The sequence below is a fragment of the Solwaraspora sp. WMMA2059 genome (genome assembly GCF_027497315.1).
Classification (GTDB): domain Bacteria; phylum Actinomycetota; class Actinomycetes; order Mycobacteriales; family Micromonosporaceae; genus Micromonospora_E.
The window spans coordinates 850,154-867,228 of record NZ_CP114908.1 but is presented as its reverse complement, the minus strand read 5'-3'; the positions used below and the strand labels follow the sequence as shown (position 1 = coordinate 867,228).

Below are 17,075 nucleotides of genomic sequence, written 5' to 3'. Positions count from 1 at the left end.
GGCAGGTGCGACAACGATGGCATCGCTGCAAGCGGGCGAACTACTCGCCCGCAGATACCGTCTCATCGACCGGATCGGTGCCGGCGGCATGTCGGTCATCTGGCGCGCCCGCGATGAGGTGCTCGACCGGGTGGTCGCGGTCAAGGTGCTCGCCGCGTCGTTGGCCGCCGACGCGCGGTTCCGCAGCATGGTGCGGGAGGAGGCGCGGTCCGCCGCCCAGCTGATCCATCCACACGTGACCGCGGTGCACGACTACGGCGAGGCGGTCGCACCGGACGGCACCGTCACCGCGTTCGTGGTGATGGAGCTGCTGTCCGGCGAGGAGTTGGACGCCCGGCTCACCGCCGGCCCGCTGGCCTGGCCGGCGGCGGTGGAGACCTGCGCCCAGGTCGCCGAGGCGCTGGCCGCCGCGCACCGGTTGGGCATCGTGCACCGCGACGTCACCCCGGCGAACATCATGATGACCTCGATCGGCGTCAAGGTGCTCGACTTCGGGATCGCCACCCAGATCGGTGCCCCCGACGAGGACGAGGAGGGCGAGACCTTCGGCACCCCGGCGTACGTGGCCCCGGAACGCCTCGACGGCCGGCCGGCACAGCCCGCCACCGACGTCTACTCGCTCGGCGTCCTGCTCTACGAGACCCTCACCGGCCGGGTGCCGTACCCCGCTGACACCTGGGACGACCTGCACCGGGCACTCGATCAGGAGATCCCGCCGCTGACGGTGCCCGGACTGCCCACCCCGGTCGCCGAGATCTGCCTGCGCTGCCTGTCCCGGGACCCGCTGAGCCGCCCCACCGCGCACCAGGTCGGCGCCGCGCTGCGGGACCAGTTGCTACCCGCCGATCCGCAGGCGGCGACCATGCTCGCGCCGACGATGGCCCTGCCGACGATGACCGAGTACGACGCTGCGCCACCCGCCGCCGCCGAAACATCGGCCCTCGGCTCCGATTCACCGGCCCCAGACGCCGGAGCACCGGCTGTCGACGGTCGACGGCGGGTCGGCCGGCTCGACTCCAGGGTCGCCACGCTACTGGTGGTCAGCGCCGTCGCGGTCGCCGTGATCCTGCTGCTGCAGCCCGAGGTGCTGCGGCGGCCGGGCAGCGACCATCCGCCGCCCGGCGGGCAACCGCAGTCCACCGGTACACCCGCCGGTCCCACCCCGCCGACGCAGCCGACACAGCCGGGGACGTCGGCGGACGCACCGCCCACCGACGCGCCAGCCACCGGCGCCGCGCCGACCCCCACGGCAACCGACACCGCACCAGCGGCGACCGCACCGGTCGTTCCGACCGTCGACGAGGCGATCACCCTGCTCGGTCAGGTGATCGACGACGGGCTAACGGACGGTGCGATCCGCCGCGATGCCGGCCTCGACCTGCAGAACCTGGTCCGGAACCTGCGGACGTCGTTGACCAGTGGCACCGCGGACATCGACCGGGACGTCGACCAACTGCGCCGCAAGGTGCGGATCCGCGCCGACGAAGGCGCGATCACCTACGCGTACGCCGACAAGCTGGACTCGGCACTGGACCAGTTGGCCGGTGCCGCTGTCTGACCGCCGGCAGCCACGGCACCAACCGGGTCGCGGTACGAGCGTGTCAGTGCAGGCGGATGCGATGCCCGGACCGGTCGAACAGCAGGAGCCGGTCCAGATCCAGCGCCATGGTCATCGTCTCGCCGGGCTGCGGCGGCGCCGCCGCCGGCACCCGGACCACGACGTCACCGTCACCGCCCGGTGGGTCGGACGGATCCGGCTCGTACACCGGGTAGAAACCGTACCGGGTCCGAGCGGTCGCCGGCCGGTCCGGACGGCGCTGCTGCGGAATCATCCGGGCGATGGTCTCCCGCAGCTGGTGCCGGGGCGGCGGATCCTCGGCCAGCAGCTCGGCCAGGTGGTTCTGCGGATCCGGCAGGTCCAGTTGCGACTCGGCCGGGGAGGTGGGCACACCGCCGGTATCCACCCAGACCAGTGCCTCGTGGCCGAGGTTCTCCACGGCCCGGACCGTGCCGCGCAGGGTGACTGACAGCGTCCGGTCGGACCCTGCCGGGTCCGGGCCGCCGGGCAGCGCCGGGTCAGCGCCGGTCGGCGGTACGGGGTGCAGCGCGTCGGCCCGCAACGCCACGGTCACCCGCTCGGTGTGGTGCTCGGCCAGCCGGGCCACCCGGGCGTCGCCCACCGGCAGTTCCAGCACCTGCGAACCGAGATCGATCACCATCCGGTCCGGCTCGGCGTAGACCGCCCCCTGCAGCAGGCTGGTCCGCGGGGTGCCGAGGAACGCCGCGACGAACAGGTTCGCCGGGTCACCGTACACCTGCGCTGGCGGCCCGGTCTGCTGCAGCCGGCCCTTGCGGAGCACCGCGAGCTGGTCCGCCATGGTCAGTGCCTCGGTCTGGTCATGGGTCACGTAGACGGTGGTCACCCCGTGCCGGCGGGCCAGCGCCGTCACGTCGGCCCGCAGCTCGGCGCGCAGCCCAGCATCCAGATTGGACAAGGGTTCGTCCAGCAGGAACGCCTTCGGCTGGCGCACGATGGCCCGGGCCATGGCGACCCGTTGACGTTGCCCTCCGGACAGCACGGCGGGCTGCCGGTGCAGGTGTTCGGCGATGCCCAGCTCAGCGGCCACCTGCCGGATCCGCTGTTCCACCGCCGGGCCGTGCCCCACGCGCAGCGGAAAGGCGATGTTCTGGGCGACGCTCAGATGCGGGTACAGCGCGTAGTCCTGGAACACCATGGACACCTGTCGTCGCTGCGCCGACCAGCCGTCCACCACCCGGTCGTCGATCAGCACGTGCCCGGACGTCGGAGTCTCCAGGCCGGCGACCAGCCGCAGGATCGTCGACTTCCCGCACCCGGTCGGCCCGAGCAGCACCAGGAACTGGCCGGACGGGACCGCGAGACTCACCCCGTCGACTGCGACAGTGCCGTCGTCGAAGACCTTCGTCAGCCGGTCGGTGGCGATGGCGACCACGCGATCACCTCCTGACCCCATCGTCAGGCCCAGCGGCCATCGACGCCAGCCCCTGTCGACGGACGGCCCGCGACCGCCGGTGAGCGGTCGGCGGCGGCACCGCCGACGGCGACCGTCGGGAAGGTCAGCGCAGTTCCTCGGGAAGCCGCAGGTTGTCGCCGATCAGCCCGCCGCCGGCCGGGGGCGGGGATGGCGGCGTGGGCGGGGGTGGTCCGGTGGGCGGGGGCTGGTTGGTGACGCTGCGGTCGAGCCACCCGTCGCCGTCGTCGTCATAATGGGTCTGCTCGAAGAACCCGTCACCGTCAGTGTCGTACGCCGCGGAGTCGACCAGACCGTCGGCGTCGTCGTCCCGGCCGACGAAGTCGGCCCGACCGTCGCCGTCCTGGTCAACCAGTATGTCCACCCCGCCGTCCGCCCGTCCCCGGACGATGTGCCGGTCCCACTCGCCGTCGCCGTCGACGTCCACCCGGGTCCGGTAGTCCTCCGGCACCGCCGGCTCGACCGGCTGGGGTGCCGTGCCGAGCCCGGCGGACCGGTCCGGCACCGGCGGACCGGCGCCCTCCGGCCGTGCCCCGAAGCCGCTGTCTTCCCCGGCCGAACCGAACCCACCGCCGGACCCGGCCGGCCCGAAGCCGCTCTGTGCACCGGCCGGCCCGAAGCCGCTCTGCGCACCGGCAGAGCCGAGAGCCTCGTCGACGGCACCGGCCGCCGCGCCGATGTCGCCGAAGCCGCCCATCATCCCGGTCAACGGGCTCAGCAGCCCGAACGCGCTGGACTGGTTCGCCCGCGTCTCCACCGCCGCCGTCGAGCCGCCCCCGGCACCGCCCATCTGGGTCCGCAGCAGCTCCTGCTCCTCGGCGGTGAGCTGATAGCCGGCTAGCGCCGCAGTCGGGTCGGCGGCCAGCGCGGCGGCGAATCCAGGGTCGGTCAGCAGGCGTTCGAGCGCGGTGTCGAAGTCACTCATCACCGGTCCCCTCGTCGATGTCGCTCCAGGGTAGTCCGGGGCCACAATCCGCCACGAGCCCGGCGGCGTCCGGCGCGGGTCGCCGGTGACCGGACGTCTCCTCGATCAGTCCAGCTCCGGCATTGGTACAGGCTGCGGCCTGGGCCGGCAGGTGCCGCACTGCAACGCGTCCTCGACGACCAGCCCTTCCGCCCGTCCCCGCCGCTCCGACCGGTGCACCTCCAGCAGATACGGACCGAAGCGGGCGTGGTCCTCACACACGCCTCGACCGCAGAACCGGCAGCCACCCCGCGCCGCCTTCGGACAGAACCAACAAAGCACCTGTATCTCCGCTCGGATCGATGTCTACGTCTGTTCGCCGAACGCGCAGCCGACAACCAATACATCGCTTCTCACCTGCCGACTGAGCTTGCCACTGTCCGTGACGGTGACCGTGATCGTCACGGACCCGGTCCCGATCGACTCGTTGGACGCCACTGGGCCGACGGTGCCCTCGTGTGTCCCCGCACCACGGAAGGTCTCCACGCGCTCCACCAACCCGCTGTACCGCGCGACGACGGTCAACCCGGCAGGCGAGTCGTCCGAGACCACGACCATCCAACGCACGCTGCTCGGGTAGTCGCTGCAGGGCCCGTTATCGGTCACCAGGGTGATCGGGCCCTGCGGCTCGATCTCCCAGCCGATCACCGGAGGCTCATTCGGCGGTGGGGCGGTGGTCGGCGGTGGGGCGGTGGTCGGCGGCGGGGCGGTGGTCGGCGGCGCCGTGGTCTCCAGTGGCGTACCGGTCGGCGGACCGGTCGTCGGCGCTGCCGTGGTCGGCGCCGGGGCGCTGGTCGGCGGCGGGCCGGGCGGGCTCGGCTGCGCGGTCGGGGTAGTCGGCTGCGGCTGGCGAGTCACGCCGGGGTTCGGCGCCGGGACCGGCGTCGGCTGGCTGGTCGCGGAAAGATCCGGCGACGGGCTCTGCACCGTCGGCGATCCGCTGGTAGCGCCCGGAGCGGGGGCGCTCGGCGTACCGCCGGGCGGGTCGACGACCTGGCCGTCACCGCAGCCGAGCTGCTCCCCGGTGGCCCGCAGGGACACCCCGTTGCGCCGTACCTCACCGAGCGACACCCGGGCCGTTCCGGCGTTCACCGCGAACCAGGCCTCGCCCCGGTTCGCCAGTACCGAGTCCTGGCTGATCACGGTCATCGCCAACGGTCGGAAGGCACCGGAGACGCTGGCAGTGTCGGCCAGGATCCGGCCCCGGTCCAGGGTCAGCTCCCCGCTGGGCGCGACCGGCCGGGTGCCGTCGCTCCACAGCGCCCCCACCTCGGCTTCGACCCAGGCGCAGAGCACCGTGGCGGCCCCGCCCCGGAAGACGAGTTCACCGGCCGACCGGTCGGCGACCTCGATCCGGTCCCCCTCGGCGACGTATGCCGCCGCACCATCGCGCAACGTCAACAGCCGCCCACCGGCGGTGCGCACCTCGACGGTGCCCCGCTCGGCCCGCAGCAGCGCCCGGTCGGCCGGCATCTCCGCCCAGGCCGGCCCGGGCAGCAGGTTGCCGCCGCTGATCAGCAACGCGAACAGCAGCAGGAGCAGCACCAGCCACCACAGCCGGCGCTCGAACCGCCGGTCCACCCGGTCGTCGGTGTCCCCCGGTGGTGGCGGGCCGGGCGGGGCGGCCAGCGGCGGATAGTCGGCGGGCGGATGCACGCCGCTGGTCGGCGGACCGCCGCGGACCGTCGCCGCAGCGGCCTCGGCCACCTGCGACGGCGCCGCGCCGAGCAGCATCGGCAGCCCGGCGACGGCCGGCAACTGCCACAGCCGGGTCTGTGTACGGGTGGTCGCGACCACGTCCGGCGGATCGGCACCGACCGGGCCGATCATTGTGCCCCGGCGCAGTTCGAGGCCGTCCATCAGGGCGATCACACCCGATTCGAGGACCACCGCGTCGTACGGGCCGGACAGCCGGACCGGCGCGCCGGGCGGCAACGTCACCGGCCGGGCCCGGGACACCAGCCCCAGCCGGTCCTCCGGGGTCAGCCCGGACAGTGCGGGGGTCTCGGCGAACAGCGACTCGGCGGCGGTCCGGTCGGTCGACGGCGGACCGGGCAGCGGGCCGACGACCGTGGCGACCGCGGTCGGCGGCACCGCCAGCAGCGTCGTACCGGCGGTGCGCCAGGTGAGCGTGGCCGGCGTACCGGTCAGGGCGCTGGCCAGACCGACCAGGCCGCCCGGCCCGAGCCGTTGCCGGACCGTGCCGGCCGGGTCACTGGGCGCCCGGCCCTCCACCGCGCCGTCGACCACGACGTAGACCGCCGGCTGGGCCGCGCCGGCGGCGACGAGTTGCTGACCGGTACGCGGGTGCACCCAGCGCGCCTGGGCGGCGAGCCGGTTCAACGCGCTGGCCGGCAGTGTCCGCAGCGCGCTGGCACGCAGCGCGTCCAGCCGCCGTGGGGTGTCGCTGGCGTGCCGCCGCTCGGCGAGCGCGCCGCGCAGCCGCCGCCAGCGCTGGGCCAGCCAGCCGGCTGCCAGGTAGACAAGCGGGGCGGCGAGGCCGGCGACCACCGCGGCGAGCAGCAGCCGGGCCGGCCACCCGGACCGCCACAGGCCGAGGACCAGGCCGGCGACCCGGTCGGTCCAGATCCGCCAGAACAGGTTGACCGCGATGACCACCCAGAGCACGGCGAGCGTCCCGTACAGGGCGACCAGCCTGCCCTCCCGGTCCAGCGCCGACCAGCGCGGGCCGCGCCGGCGCAGCCGGCCGACGACGTAGGCCAGGCCACGGGTACGCAGATTCGGGATCTCCAGCCAGTCCATCAACAGGTAGTAGCCGTCGAGGGCGAGGAACGGATTGAGGTTGAACAGAGCGTTGAGGTACCAGGCGAAGGCGAGTTTGAACGTCCACGGTGCGGCGGCCGGGAAGATCAGCCCGACGATGCCGGCGACGCCGGCCAGCACCAGCCCGGCGGCCGGCCCGGCGGCGGTGGTGATCAGCCGTTGCCGGCGACCAGCCAGCCAGACGTCGGTGGTGTCGACGAAGACCGACGGGATGCCGAAATAGATGAGGAAGCCGGCGGCCGGCACCCGCCGGCCGGCGTGTTTCGTGGCCAGGGCGTGGCCGAGTTCGTGGCAGGCGAGGGCAACCACGTTCAACCCGAGCAGCACCGCCGCGCCGGCCGCGTACGACCCGCCGGTGAGGAAGACTGCCTGCTCGCCGCGCCACCAGGTCCAGCAGAACGCGGCGAACCCGGCCAGCGCGACGACGGCCAGCAGCACCGCCGCCAGCCGGGTGAACAGGAACCGGCCGCCGCCCCGGTAGAGGGCGCCGACCAGCGGGTCGACGTCGGCCAGCACGGTACGCCGGCCCTGCGCCACGGCCAGCAGGGTGCGGCCGAACCGCAACGGCCACGGCCGGCGGTGCACCCGGGCCAGCGGGCGGAACGCGTCGACCGGCAGCTCGGCGAGCATCCGGTTGCCGGCCAGATCGGCGACGACCCGGGTGACCTGGTCGGGGGCAAGCCGGCCGGCGATCCGGGCGAACTCCGCGACCAACCGGGCCACCGTGCGGCTGCCGTCCATCAGCTGGGCGAGCCGCCACTCGTCCGGGGCCAGCCGCAGGTAGCAGGCACCGCCGCGACCGTCCGGCGAGCGGAGCATCACGTACGGCATCCCGCGTACCGAGGTCAGCTCGACGTGTTCGATACCGGGCCGCAGCACCGGCCGGGCCCGGGCCGGGTTGAGCCGTTCGACGACGGCACCCCACAGCCCGGCGTCGGCCGGGGCGACCGGCTGGCCCGGTGCCCGGCCGGCCAGGGCCTCCCACACGCTCATCCTGGTCTCGACGACCGTCACTGTGCCTGCTCCTCCGCCGCTACTTGCGGCTGCAGGTTAGACCGCCTTGTCGACCGCACGCGACTGCTCAACCGCTTCGGACAGCATGTCGTGCGGAAAAAGTCCCGTCGATCGACTACGCCGGGGTCAGCCGCTCATCCTTTCGGCCAGGGTACGGGCCCGGAACATCTGCACCCGCCTGGCCGTGCGCACCACATAGGAGCGCAGCAGGGTCGGCATGGTGAGACTCACAGTGACGGTGACCGCCGATCCGGTGCCATCGGGCTCGGTCTCCATCACGAACCGCACCGACACCCGCGCCGGGCTGCGTACCTGCATCACGAGTCGGCGGCCCGGATCGGTATCGGTCTGCCGGACGTGCAGGATGTTGTCGTACCGCAGCGGTCCGACGATCTTGAACCGCTCCACCGCGATGTACCGCAGCACGGTGTGGCCGTCGGCGTCGGTGCTCCGCTCGATGTCACGGACCGCGACGATCAGCGGCGAAAGCCCGATGTGGTTGGCCGGGTCGGCCAGGTGGGCGTGCACCCGGTCCGGTGCCGCCGCGACGGTGAACCGGTCGGTGAAGGTCTCGGTGCGCACGCCGGGAAGGTAGCGAACGCCAGGGAAGAAGCGAACGGCGGGCGGCGTGACCAACCCCCTTGGTCACACCACCCGCCGCTCTTTTCGGGGGAGGCAGGTCCATCTGTGTCACATTGCGGTCACGGCGCGTCGACCAGGGTCGCGGAGGCGGTCCGCGCCTCGCCGTCGCGCTCGTAGGTGATCTCGATCTGTTCCCCGACCTGGCCGGACTGCACCGCCGCGACGAGATCATCCGAGTCGTTCACCGGGGTGTCGCCGATCCGCACGACCACGTCGCCCTGGGCCAGGCCGGCCTGGTCGGCCGGGCTGCCGTCCTCGACCGCCGCGATCAACGCGCCGCCTTCGTCAGCCGCGGTCACACTCACTCCGAGGTACGGGTGGCTGACCTCCTCGCCGGCCATCAGCGCTTCGGCCACGTCGTTGGCCTTGTTGCTGGGGATCGCGAAGCCGACCCCGATGTTGCCCTCGCCCTGACCGGAGGTGGCGATCGCCGTGTTGATGCCGATCACCTCACCGTTGGTGTTGACCAGGGCGCCACCGGAGTTCCCCGGGTTGATCGGGGCGTCGGTCTGCAACAGCCCGGACATCGAGCTGACCTGGCCCCCGCCGCCGAACGGGCTCTGCTGCTGGCCGCCACCCACCGAGATGGTGCGGTCCTGCGCGCTGATGATCCCGGCGGTCACCGAACCCTGCAGACCCAGCGGGCTGCCCAGGGCCAGTACGGTGTCACCGACCCGCATCGTGCTGCTGTCGCCGAGGGTCGCCGGGGACAGCCCGTCCACGTCGTCGACCTTGACCACGGCCAGGTCAGTGCGCGCGTCGGTGCCGACCACGCCGCCGGACGCGGAGCCGCCGTCGGCGAAGTACACGGTGACCGATCCGCCGCGCGCCGACTCGACGACGTGATTGTTGGTCAGGATGAAGCCTTCGGCATTGAGCACCACACCCGAGCCTTCACCGGAGCCGGTGGAGATGGACACCACGCTGTCCTGGACGGCGTCGGCGATCTCGGCGAGCGACGAGCGGTCGATCACCGGTGCCGCGCTGCCGCCACCGTTGCTGCCGGTCTGCACCGCTGGCGCCGCGCCGCCGTTGTCGAAGGCGGCGACGACCGCACCGCCGACCGCACCGGAGCCGAGCATCAGGGCGAGGACGACCGCCGAGCCGGCGACGATCCGACCGAGCCGGTTCGGCGGCGGCTGTGCGCCGGCCTGGGCGGCGGCACCGGGCGGCGGCGACCAGCTGACGTGCGGCTGGCTGTAGCCGTGCCCAGCGTACGGCTGGCCGTGGCTCCACTGCCCGTGCCCGTACGACACCTGGGCGTAGCCGGGAGCGTACGGGCCGGCCTGCGGCTGGCCGCTGAGCGGCGCTCCGGTGACCGGCTGAGCCGACGTGGGTGCCTCGGGCGCGGGAGTCACAGACGCGGGAGCCACAGACGCGGGAGCCTCAGGTGCGGGTGAGTTGGGCGCGGGCTGAGCCGGTGCGGGTGAGCCGGCGTACGGCTGGTTGGTCGGCGTCCAGTCGGTGGACGGACGCCCGGCGGCCGGGTCGGGCTGGCCCGACCCAGCCGGGGCCTGCCAAGGGCTGGCCGGCGGTTGAGCCTTGTCCGACGGCTCCGCCGGCGGCGTGGTCTCGTGCTCGCTCATGTACTCAGATTGCCCCCCGGCACTTTGACGCACCTGATTTGCGGCTGAGGTTTTGCTGAAAATCATGATTCGCTGTCGTCGATGGATTCGGAGTCGGCGAGGTCCGTGTCGGCCAGCGGAAGCCGGACCCGGAAGGTGGCGCCCCGGCCGGGCTCGCTGTGCACCTCGACGGTGCCCGAGTGGGCGGCGACAAGGGCGGCGACGATCGCCAGCCCGAGTCCGGTGCCGGTCGGCCGCCCCGTGCTGCGGGTACGGGCGGCATCGGCCCGGTAGAACCGCTCGAAGACCCGTTCGGACTGCTCCGGGGTCAGACCGGGCCCCTCGTCGGCCACCTCGACCGTGGCGAACCCCGGCTCGGTGGCTCGCAACCGCAGAGTGACCGGCGTGTCGGCCGGAGTGTGGTTGATCGCGTTGGTCATCAGGTTGCCGATCACCTGACGCAGCCGGGCATCGTCGCCCAGCACGACCAGCCGGCCGGCACCGGGCCCGATGTCCAGCTCCACCCGGCGCTGCGGGTCGACCGCCCGGGCCGCCTGCACCGCGTCGCTGGCCAGCACCGGCAGCTCGACCGGCGCCAGATCCAACGGGCGTTCCCGGTCGAGGCGGGCCAGCAGCAGCAGGTCCTCCACCAGCAGACCCATCCGGGCCGCCTCGTCCTCGATCCGGCGGACCAGCCGGGCCGCTTCCTGCGGCGACGCGGCGGCGGCCCCCTGCCGGTACAGCTCAGCGAAGCCGCGAATGGTGGTCAACGGGGTGCGCAGCTCGTGCGAGGCGTCGGCGACGAACTGGCGCATCCGCTCCTCGGACCGGCGGGCCCGGGTCTCCGAGGACTGGGCCGCGACGGCGGCTTCCCGGGCCGACGCCTCAGCCATCCGGGCCGCCCACTCGGAGCTCGCCCGCGCGGTGAACGCCGCCTCGATCTGGGTCAGCATCGCGTTGAGCGTGCGGGACAGCCGGCCCAGCTCGGTCTGCGGCACGTGCACGCCCGGCTCCGGGTCGGGCACCCGCCGGCTCAGGTCACCGGCGGCGATGGCCGCCGCGGTCTGCTCGATCTCGACCAGCGGCCGCAGGTTGGTCCGTACGATCGCGGCACCGGCCAGTGCCAGCAGCGTCACCACTCCGATGCCGACCAGGATGTCGATCCAGACCAGCCGGCTGACGGCCCGGTCGACGTCGACGAGGCTCTGCCCGACCGCGATGACGTCGCCGGTGGGCAGCGACGCGTAGAGCATCCGCCAGCGTGGGGCGCCGTTGCGGGCGTACACCGTCTTCGGCTCGCCCTGCAGCGCGGCGAAGCCGTCCCAGTCGGCCGGCCAGCGCGGCAGCTCGCCGGTGGCGATCCGGTCGTCGTCGTAGTAGGGCCCGCCGATCGGGCCGTCCTGGTACGAGACGACCACCAGGTAGTTGGTCGGCAGCGGGGCGTCCACCGAAGCTGGCTGGTCCCACACCGGCAGGCGTTGCGCGTTGCTGACCTCCTCGCGCAGCTTCACGACGTAGTCGCGCAGGTCCGTGTCGATCTGGTCGACCAGGTAGCTGCGCAGGAAGAACGCGCTGCTCACGCTGATCACCAGCAGCGCGGTGAGGACCAGGCTGAGCACCGACGTGACCAGCTTGACCCGCAGCGGTACGCCGCGCAGCCAGCCCGTCACCGGGGCGGGCGCCAGCGTCGGCCTGCTCACGCCGCTGGTTTGCGCAGCACGTAGCCGACGCCACGCAGGGTGTGGATGAGCCGGGGCTGGGTGTTGTCGATCTTGCGGCGCAGGTACGAGATGTACGACTCGACGATGTTGTCGTCGCCCCGGAAGTCGTAGTTCCACACGTGGTCGAGGATCTGCGCCTTGGACAGCACCCGGTTGGCGTTGAGCATCAGGTAGCGCAGCAGCTTGAACTCGGTCGGTGACAGCTGCACCCGGTTGCCCGCCCGGTAGACCTCGTGGGTCTCCTCGTCCAGCTCCAGGTCGGCGAAGGTGAGCCGGGACGAGATCTGACCGCCGTTGCTGGTACGCCGCAGCACCGCCCGGATCCGGGCGGTCAGCTCCTCCAGCGAGAAGGGCTTGGTGACGTAGTCGTCGCCGCCGAGGGTCAACCCGCGGATCTTGTCGTCGGTGGCGTCCCGCGCGGTGAGGAAGACCACCGGGGTACGGGTGCCGGCCTCCCGCATCATCCGGATCACCTCGAAGCCGTCCAGGTCGGGCAGCATGACGTCGAGCACCACGAGGTCGGGCCGGCGCTCGCGGGCGGCGTTGAGCGCGGCGCTGCCGCTGGTCGCGGTGGTGACGTCGAATCCGGCGAACCGCAGACTGGCGGAGAGCAGTTCGAGGATGTTCGGGTCGTCCTCGACGACGAGCAGCTTCGCCTCGGTCTGCGATGCGGTCATGACCGCATCATCCCGGATCGGTCTGGGTTCGGCCTGGGGAGCCGCTGACAATCAGCTGAGAGTGAGCTCCACGCCCGGACGAGTGACCTCAGCCGACAAGGTCGAGGGCGGAGCGGGCCGGTGCCGGGTCGCGGTCGGCGAGCCGGGCGAGGGCCCGCCGGTGCCGGAACCGGTCCGGCGGCAGCGGCGCACCGGCGTCCAGCGTCACCACCAGGTCCCGCAGCCCGAGCACCCGCCGTACCGACGGCCACAACGCCTCGTCTCCGATGAACGCCGCCACGCTGGTCGGCACCGGCCCGGCCGGGACCGCGCCGGCCGGCCCGGCTGGCGGGGTCCTGGCCGGGCAGGCGAAGTGGTACGTGAGGGTGAGCGGGACGACCGGCACCTCCGCGTCGAGCGCGGCCTGGAACAACGCGGGGCGAAACGGTGCCGGGCGCGGCGCACCCGAACTGCACCGACCGGCGGAGGTGGCCCGGCCGGCGGTGCCGCAGGTCGTGGTGGCCTGCGGGAACACCGCGATCTGGTGCCCGGCGCGCAACGCAGCGGCGACGTCAGCGACCGTGCCGGGCAGCGTACGCGGCCGGTCGCGGTCGATGAACAGGGTGCCGCCGACCCGGGCCAGCGCGCCGATCACCGGCCAGCCGCGGATCTCCCGCTTGGCCAGCAGCCGGGCCGGGGTGACGGCGAGGATGGCCAGGGTGTCCAGCCACGAGACGTGGTTGGCGGCCAGCAGCGCCGCCCGGACCGGCAGCCGGCCGACGAGCCGCAGCCGGACGCCGAGCGTACGCAGCAGTCCGCGGGCCCACAGTCGCCCGGCGACCGGGCGTAGCCGCCGGGTGAGCAGCGGCAGCAGCACCAGCAGGACCAGCCCGGCGGCGAGCATGCCGAGCACACCGGTCAGCCGGGTCAACCGGGTCAATCGGCCGGCGGCGGGCACGGTGGGCGGGGGCGGCAGACAGCCGGCCCCACACCCGGATCGGGGTCGCCAGAAAGTGCCGTGCCCGACCGGTCGCGGTGACCTGGCGAGCGGTCGCGGTGACCTGGCGAGCGATCTCGGTGCCATCACAGCTCCAGGAAGTGACGCAGGTAACGGGGATCGATCCGGTCCAGCGACAGCAGCACGTACAGGTCGGCGACTGCGAAGTCGGGGTCGTACGCGGGTTCGCCGCACACCCAGGCGCCGAGTCGCAGGTAGCCGCGCAGCAACGGCGGCATGCCGACCCGGCCGGTCCTCGGCAGGACCGGTGCGGGTGGCGGTTCGGGTTCGGCGAGCCAGGGGCGACGTGGCCGCACCCGCAGCAGCGGCGGGGCCAGGTGCCGGTCCCGGACCGTGCGCCAGACCGCGTGGGCGCTCGCACCGCCGTCGTGCAGCGGCACCGACGCACAGCCGCCCAGCCAACGCAGGTCACGGTCCCGCAGGTAGCGGGCGATGCCGGCCCAGATCAGGTTGATCACCGCCCCGCCCCGGTGGTCAGGGTGCACGCACGCCCGGCCGGCCTCCACCAGGTGGTCACCGATCAGCCGCAGTGGTCTGGTGTCGAACTCGGTGTCGGCGTACCAGCGACCGAGCCGGGCGGCGCGGTCCGGCGGCAGCAGCCGGTAGGTGCCGACCACGGCACCGGTCCGGTGCCGGACAATCAGGTGGTCACAGTGTTCGTCGAACCCGTCAACGTCCCGGTCGGCGTCCGACCCGCCGGAGCGGGTGTCGCAGCCGGCACCGAACTCGGCGGCGAACACCTGGCGGCGCAGTCGCTGCGCGGCGGCGACCTGATCGGTGTGATCGGCGACCGAGACGACGTACTCGCTGGTCCTGGTTGGGGTAGCGGCGGTCAGCAACACGGCCATGACAACTGTGTAAGGTGCCCCGGAACCGTCGGCGTGTCGGTAGCGGATGGCACCGGTGTCGATCCGGTGAACGGCGGTGTCGATCGAACGGCGGTGGCGGCCGACTGCGAGGATGGTCCGATGCTGATCTCCGCCCGGTTCAACGGCCCGACCGGCTCTGCCAACGGCGGGTACGCGGCCGGCCGGTTCGCCCAGGCGCTGCTGCGCGCCGACCCGGCCACCGTGGTTCCCGGTCGACCGGTCCGGGTGACCCTGCGCCGGCCGCCGCCGCTGGACACCGAGCTGCGGGTGGTGCGTACCGCCGACGACACCCTGAGCGTGGAGACCGGCGCCGATCCGGTCACGCTGATCGCCGAGGCCGAGGCGGTCCACGGCTCGATCGGCGGGCTGACCGGCCCGGTTGACGGCTCGGCCAGCCCGGCGGGCGAGCCGCCCGTACCGCCGGTCGACCTGGCCACGGCGGAGGCTGCCAGCTCCCGGTACCCGGGACACGACGCCCATCCGTTCCCGGACTGCTACGTCTGCGGCCCACGGCACCCCGACGGTCTGCAGGTGTTTCCCGGGCCGGCGGGTGACGGACGCACCGCCGCGCCGTTCGTCGTCCCGGACGACCGTACGGTGCCGACGGTCTGGGCCGCGTTGGACTGCCCCGGCGGCTGGACGGTGCTCGCCGCGGGCCGGCCGTACCTGCTGGGCCGGATGACCGCGACGGTGGCCGCACTGCCGGCACCCGGCCAGCGCTGCGTGGTGGTCGGCGAACTGATCGAAACCAGCGGCCGCAAGGCCGAGGTACGCACGACGCTCTACGATGCTGCGGGACAACCGCTGGCGGCGGCCCGGGCGACCTGGATCGCCATCGCCGGACCCGCCGCCGGGTGACGGGGCGGTGTGACGAGAGGAGCCACATGTCGGAGGACGGACGCATCGTCGTCTCCGGGCTGACCAAGCAGTACCGCAATGTCCGCGCGGTCGACGATCTGTCGTTCACGGTGGAGCCGGGGCGGGTGACGGGCTTCCTCGGCCCGAACGGGGCCGGCAAGACGACCACCCTGCGGATGATGCTCAACCTGGTCACGCCGACCAGCGGTCATGCCACCGTGGGTGGGCGACGGTACGCCGACCTGACCGATCCGCTGCGGCACGTCGGCGCGGTGCTGGAGGCGTCCAGCGCGCACAAGGGCCGCTCCGGGATCAACCACCTGCGGGTGATCTGCGCCGCCGCCGGGTTGCCGCTGCGCCGCGCCGAGGAGACGCTCGGCCTGGTCGGGTTGACGCCGGCCGCGAAGCGCAAGTTCAAGGGCTACTCGCTCGGCATGCGGCAGCGGCTGGGGATCGCCGCGGCGATGCTGGGCGACCCGAAGGTGCTGATCCTCGACGAGCCGGCCAACGGGCTGGACCCGGAGGGGATCCGCTGGATGCGGGACCTGCTCAAGTCGTTCGCGGCGCAGGGCCGTACGGTGCTCGTCTCCAGCCACCTGCTGGCCGAGATGCAGCTGCTCGCCGACGACGTGGTGATCATCGCGGCCGGTCGGCTGGTCCGGCACGGCCCGGTCGGCGAGGTGATGGCCTCGATGTCCGGTGCCCCGACGATCCGGGTCCGCACCCCGCACGGCGAGAAGCTGACGGCGGCGTTGAGCCGGGCCGAGGCGACGGTGCAGACCGCGCCGGACGGCACGCTGCTGGTCGTCGGGGCGGACGCGCCGACAGTCGGCCGGACCGCCCTGGCCGAGGGCGTCGAGCTGCATGAGCTGACCACCGAACGACCCGACCTGGAACGGGTCTTCCTGGACCTGACCAGCGCGAAGGCGGCCATCCGATGAACCTGGTACGCAGCGAGCTGCTCAAGATCACCACCACCGCCACCTGGTGGGTCTTCGGCCTGATCTACCTGCCGTTGTGGGCGGTCACTCTGCTGGTGAACTACGTGCAGACCAGCGTGCTGTCCGACCCGGAGCGGTTCGGCCCGACGACGCCGGAGAACGACGAGGTGCTCAGCGCCGTCAGCGAGGCGCCGGCGCTGGCAGCCAACCTCTACACCAACGGCCAGTTCTTCGGGCTGCTGGTCGTGATGCTGCTCGGCGTGATCGTGGTGACCAACGAGTACTTCCACCAGACCGCGACCACGACCTTCCTGACCAGCCCACGACGTACCGAGGTGGTGCTGGCGAAGCTGGCCGCCGCGTCGCTGCTCGGCTTCGTCTTCTGGCTGATCACCACGGTGGTCAACCTGATCGCCGGTGCGCTGGTGCTGGCCACGTTCGACATCGGTGCACAGTTCGGCTCGGGCGCGGTCTGGGAGGCGGTCGGGCTCAACGGCCTGGCCTACCTGCTGTGGGCGATCTTCGGGGTCGGCTTCGGGGTGCTGATCCGCAGTCAGCTCGGGGCCACCGTCTCGGCGATCCTGCTCTATTTGGGTGGCTACCTCGGCACAGCGATCATCCTTGCCACACTGGCGTCCCGGTTCGGCGACTGGGTCAGCGACCTGCAGTGGTTGGTGCCCTCGATCGCGTCGCAGTTGATGGTCGCCGGCACCGACCTGCCGGACAGCCCACCCCGGTGGACCGGCGCGCTGATCCTGATCGGCTACGCGCTGTTGACCGGCATCGTCGGTACGGTGATCACCCGCCGTCGGGACATCTCCTGACCGGTCGGGCCTACCACCACTGACCTGCCATTCCGGCCGGTACGGCAACCGCCGTGCCGGCCGGTACGGCTGGGGCAACCGTTGTGAAAAGTGACACGAGCCGCATGCGACAATGCCGCCCGTCGGCGTACGGCGTAGCCTGGTAGCCGTCCCGACCAGCGCCCCGACCCTGGTGGCGTCCCCCGCGTGACAAATCCGACCGCGTGAA

The 17,075-nt window shown here is 72.9% G+C and carries 14 protein-coding genes; 4 read left to right on the top strand and 10 right to left on the bottom strand.

What is annotated here, in order from left to right:
- Window positions 1-16 precede the first annotated feature (16 nt).
- Window positions 17-1,558, top strand: coding sequence for a serine/threonine-protein kinase (locus O7553_RS03975; RefSeq protein ID WP_281553522.1), 1,542 nt, complete (start codon window positions 17-19; stop codon window positions 1,556-1,558).
- A 43-nt stretch (window positions 1,559-1,601) separates the two neighbouring features.
- On the opposite strand, the gene O7553_RS03970 is transcribed toward O7553_RS03975, so the two are convergent.
- The 10 genes from O7553_RS03970 to O7553_RS03925 all read right to left on the bottom strand — a co-directional run bounded on the left by O7553_RS03970 (window position 1,602) and on the right by O7553_RS03925 (window position 14,223).
- Window positions 1,602-2,972, bottom strand: a complete 1,371-nt coding sequence (locus O7553_RS03970) for an ABC transporter ATP-binding protein (RefSeq protein WP_281553521.1) — start codon at window positions 2,970-2,972, stop codon at window positions 1,602-1,604.
- Between the two features lie 124 nt (window positions 2,973-3,096).
- On the bottom strand, window positions 3,097-3,936 hold the full coding sequence (locus O7553_RS03965; RefSeq protein ID WP_281553520.1) for an Os1348 family NHLP clan protein: 840 nt from the start codon (window positions 3,934-3,936) through the stop codon (window positions 3,097-3,099).
- Window positions 3,937-4,041: 105 nt separating this feature from the next.
- Window positions 4,042-4,197 (bottom strand): hypothetical protein, encoded by a 156-nt coding sequence (locus O7553_RS03960; protein WP_233606460.1) that lies wholly within the window; start codon window positions 4,195-4,197, stop codon window positions 4,042-4,044.
- Between the two features lie 84 nt (window positions 4,198-4,281).
- The gene (locus O7553_RS03955) at window positions 4,282-7,773 is read right to left on the bottom strand and encodes a cyclic nucleotide-binding protein (protein WP_281553519.1); all 3,492 of its coding nucleotides are present in this window, start codon (window positions 7,771-7,773) and stop codon (window positions 4,282-4,284) included.
- A gap of 126 nt (window positions 7,774-7,899) precedes the next feature.
- The gene (locus tag O7553_RS03950) at window positions 7,900-8,355 is read right to left on the bottom strand and encodes an SRPBCC family protein (RefSeq protein ID WP_281553518.1); all 456 of its coding nucleotides are present in this window, start codon (window positions 8,353-8,355) and stop codon (window positions 7,900-7,902) included.
- A gap of 119 nt (window positions 8,356-8,474) precedes the next feature.
- The gene (locus O7553_RS03945; RefSeq protein ID WP_281553517.1) at window positions 8,475-10,001 is read right to left on the bottom strand and encodes a trypsin-like peptidase domain-containing protein; all 1,527 of its coding nucleotides are present in this window, start codon (window positions 9,999-10,001) and stop codon (window positions 8,475-8,477) included.
- Between the two features lie 62 nt (window positions 10,002-10,063).
- Window positions 10,064-11,680, bottom strand: a complete 1,617-nt coding sequence (locus tag O7553_RS03940; RefSeq protein WP_281553516.1) for an ATP-binding protein — start codon at window positions 11,678-11,680, stop codon at window positions 10,064-10,066.
- Entirely contained in the window at window positions 11,677-12,378 is a 702-nt protein-coding gene (locus O7553_RS03935; RefSeq protein WP_281553515.1) for a response regulator transcription factor, read from the bottom strand. Before O7553_RS03935 ends, O7553_RS03940 begins: the two co-directional genes overlap by 4 nt.
- 88 nt (window positions 12,379-12,466) lie before the next feature.
- Window positions 12,467-13,288, bottom strand: coding sequence for a lysophospholipid acyltransferase family protein (locus tag O7553_RS03930; protein WP_281553514.1), 822 nt, complete (start codon window positions 13,286-13,288; stop codon window positions 12,467-12,469).
- Window positions 13,289-13,440: 152 nt separating this feature from the next.
- Window positions 13,441-14,223, bottom strand: coding sequence for a GNAT family N-acyltransferase (locus O7553_RS03925; RefSeq protein ID WP_281553513.1), 783 nt, complete (start codon window positions 14,221-14,223; stop codon window positions 13,441-13,443).
- 120 nt (window positions 14,224-14,343) lie between these two features.
- Here O7553_RS03925 and O7553_RS03920 point away from each other — a divergent pair, with 120 nt between their 5' ends.
- The 3 genes from O7553_RS03920 to O7553_RS03910 are packed head-to-tail and all read left to right on the top strand — an operon-like array spanning window position 14,344 to window position 16,867.
- The gene (locus tag O7553_RS03920) at window positions 14,344-15,102 is read left to right on the top strand and encodes a hypothetical protein (RefSeq protein ID WP_281553512.1); all 759 of its coding nucleotides are present in this window, start codon (window positions 14,344-14,346) and stop codon (window positions 15,100-15,102) included.
- A gap of 26 nt (window positions 15,103-15,128) precedes the next feature.
- Window positions 15,129-16,043, top strand: a complete 915-nt coding sequence (locus tag O7553_RS03915) for an ATP-binding cassette domain-containing protein (RefSeq protein WP_281553511.1) — start codon at window positions 15,129-15,131, stop codon at window positions 16,041-16,043.
- The gene (locus O7553_RS03910) at window positions 16,040-16,867 is read left to right on the top strand and encodes an ABC transporter permease subunit (RefSeq protein ID WP_281553510.1); all 828 of its coding nucleotides are present in this window, start codon (window positions 16,040-16,042) and stop codon (window positions 16,865-16,867) included. The genes O7553_RS03915 and O7553_RS03910 overlap by 4 nt, the downstream gene beginning before the upstream one ends.
- Window positions 16,868-17,075 lie beyond the last annotated feature (208 nt).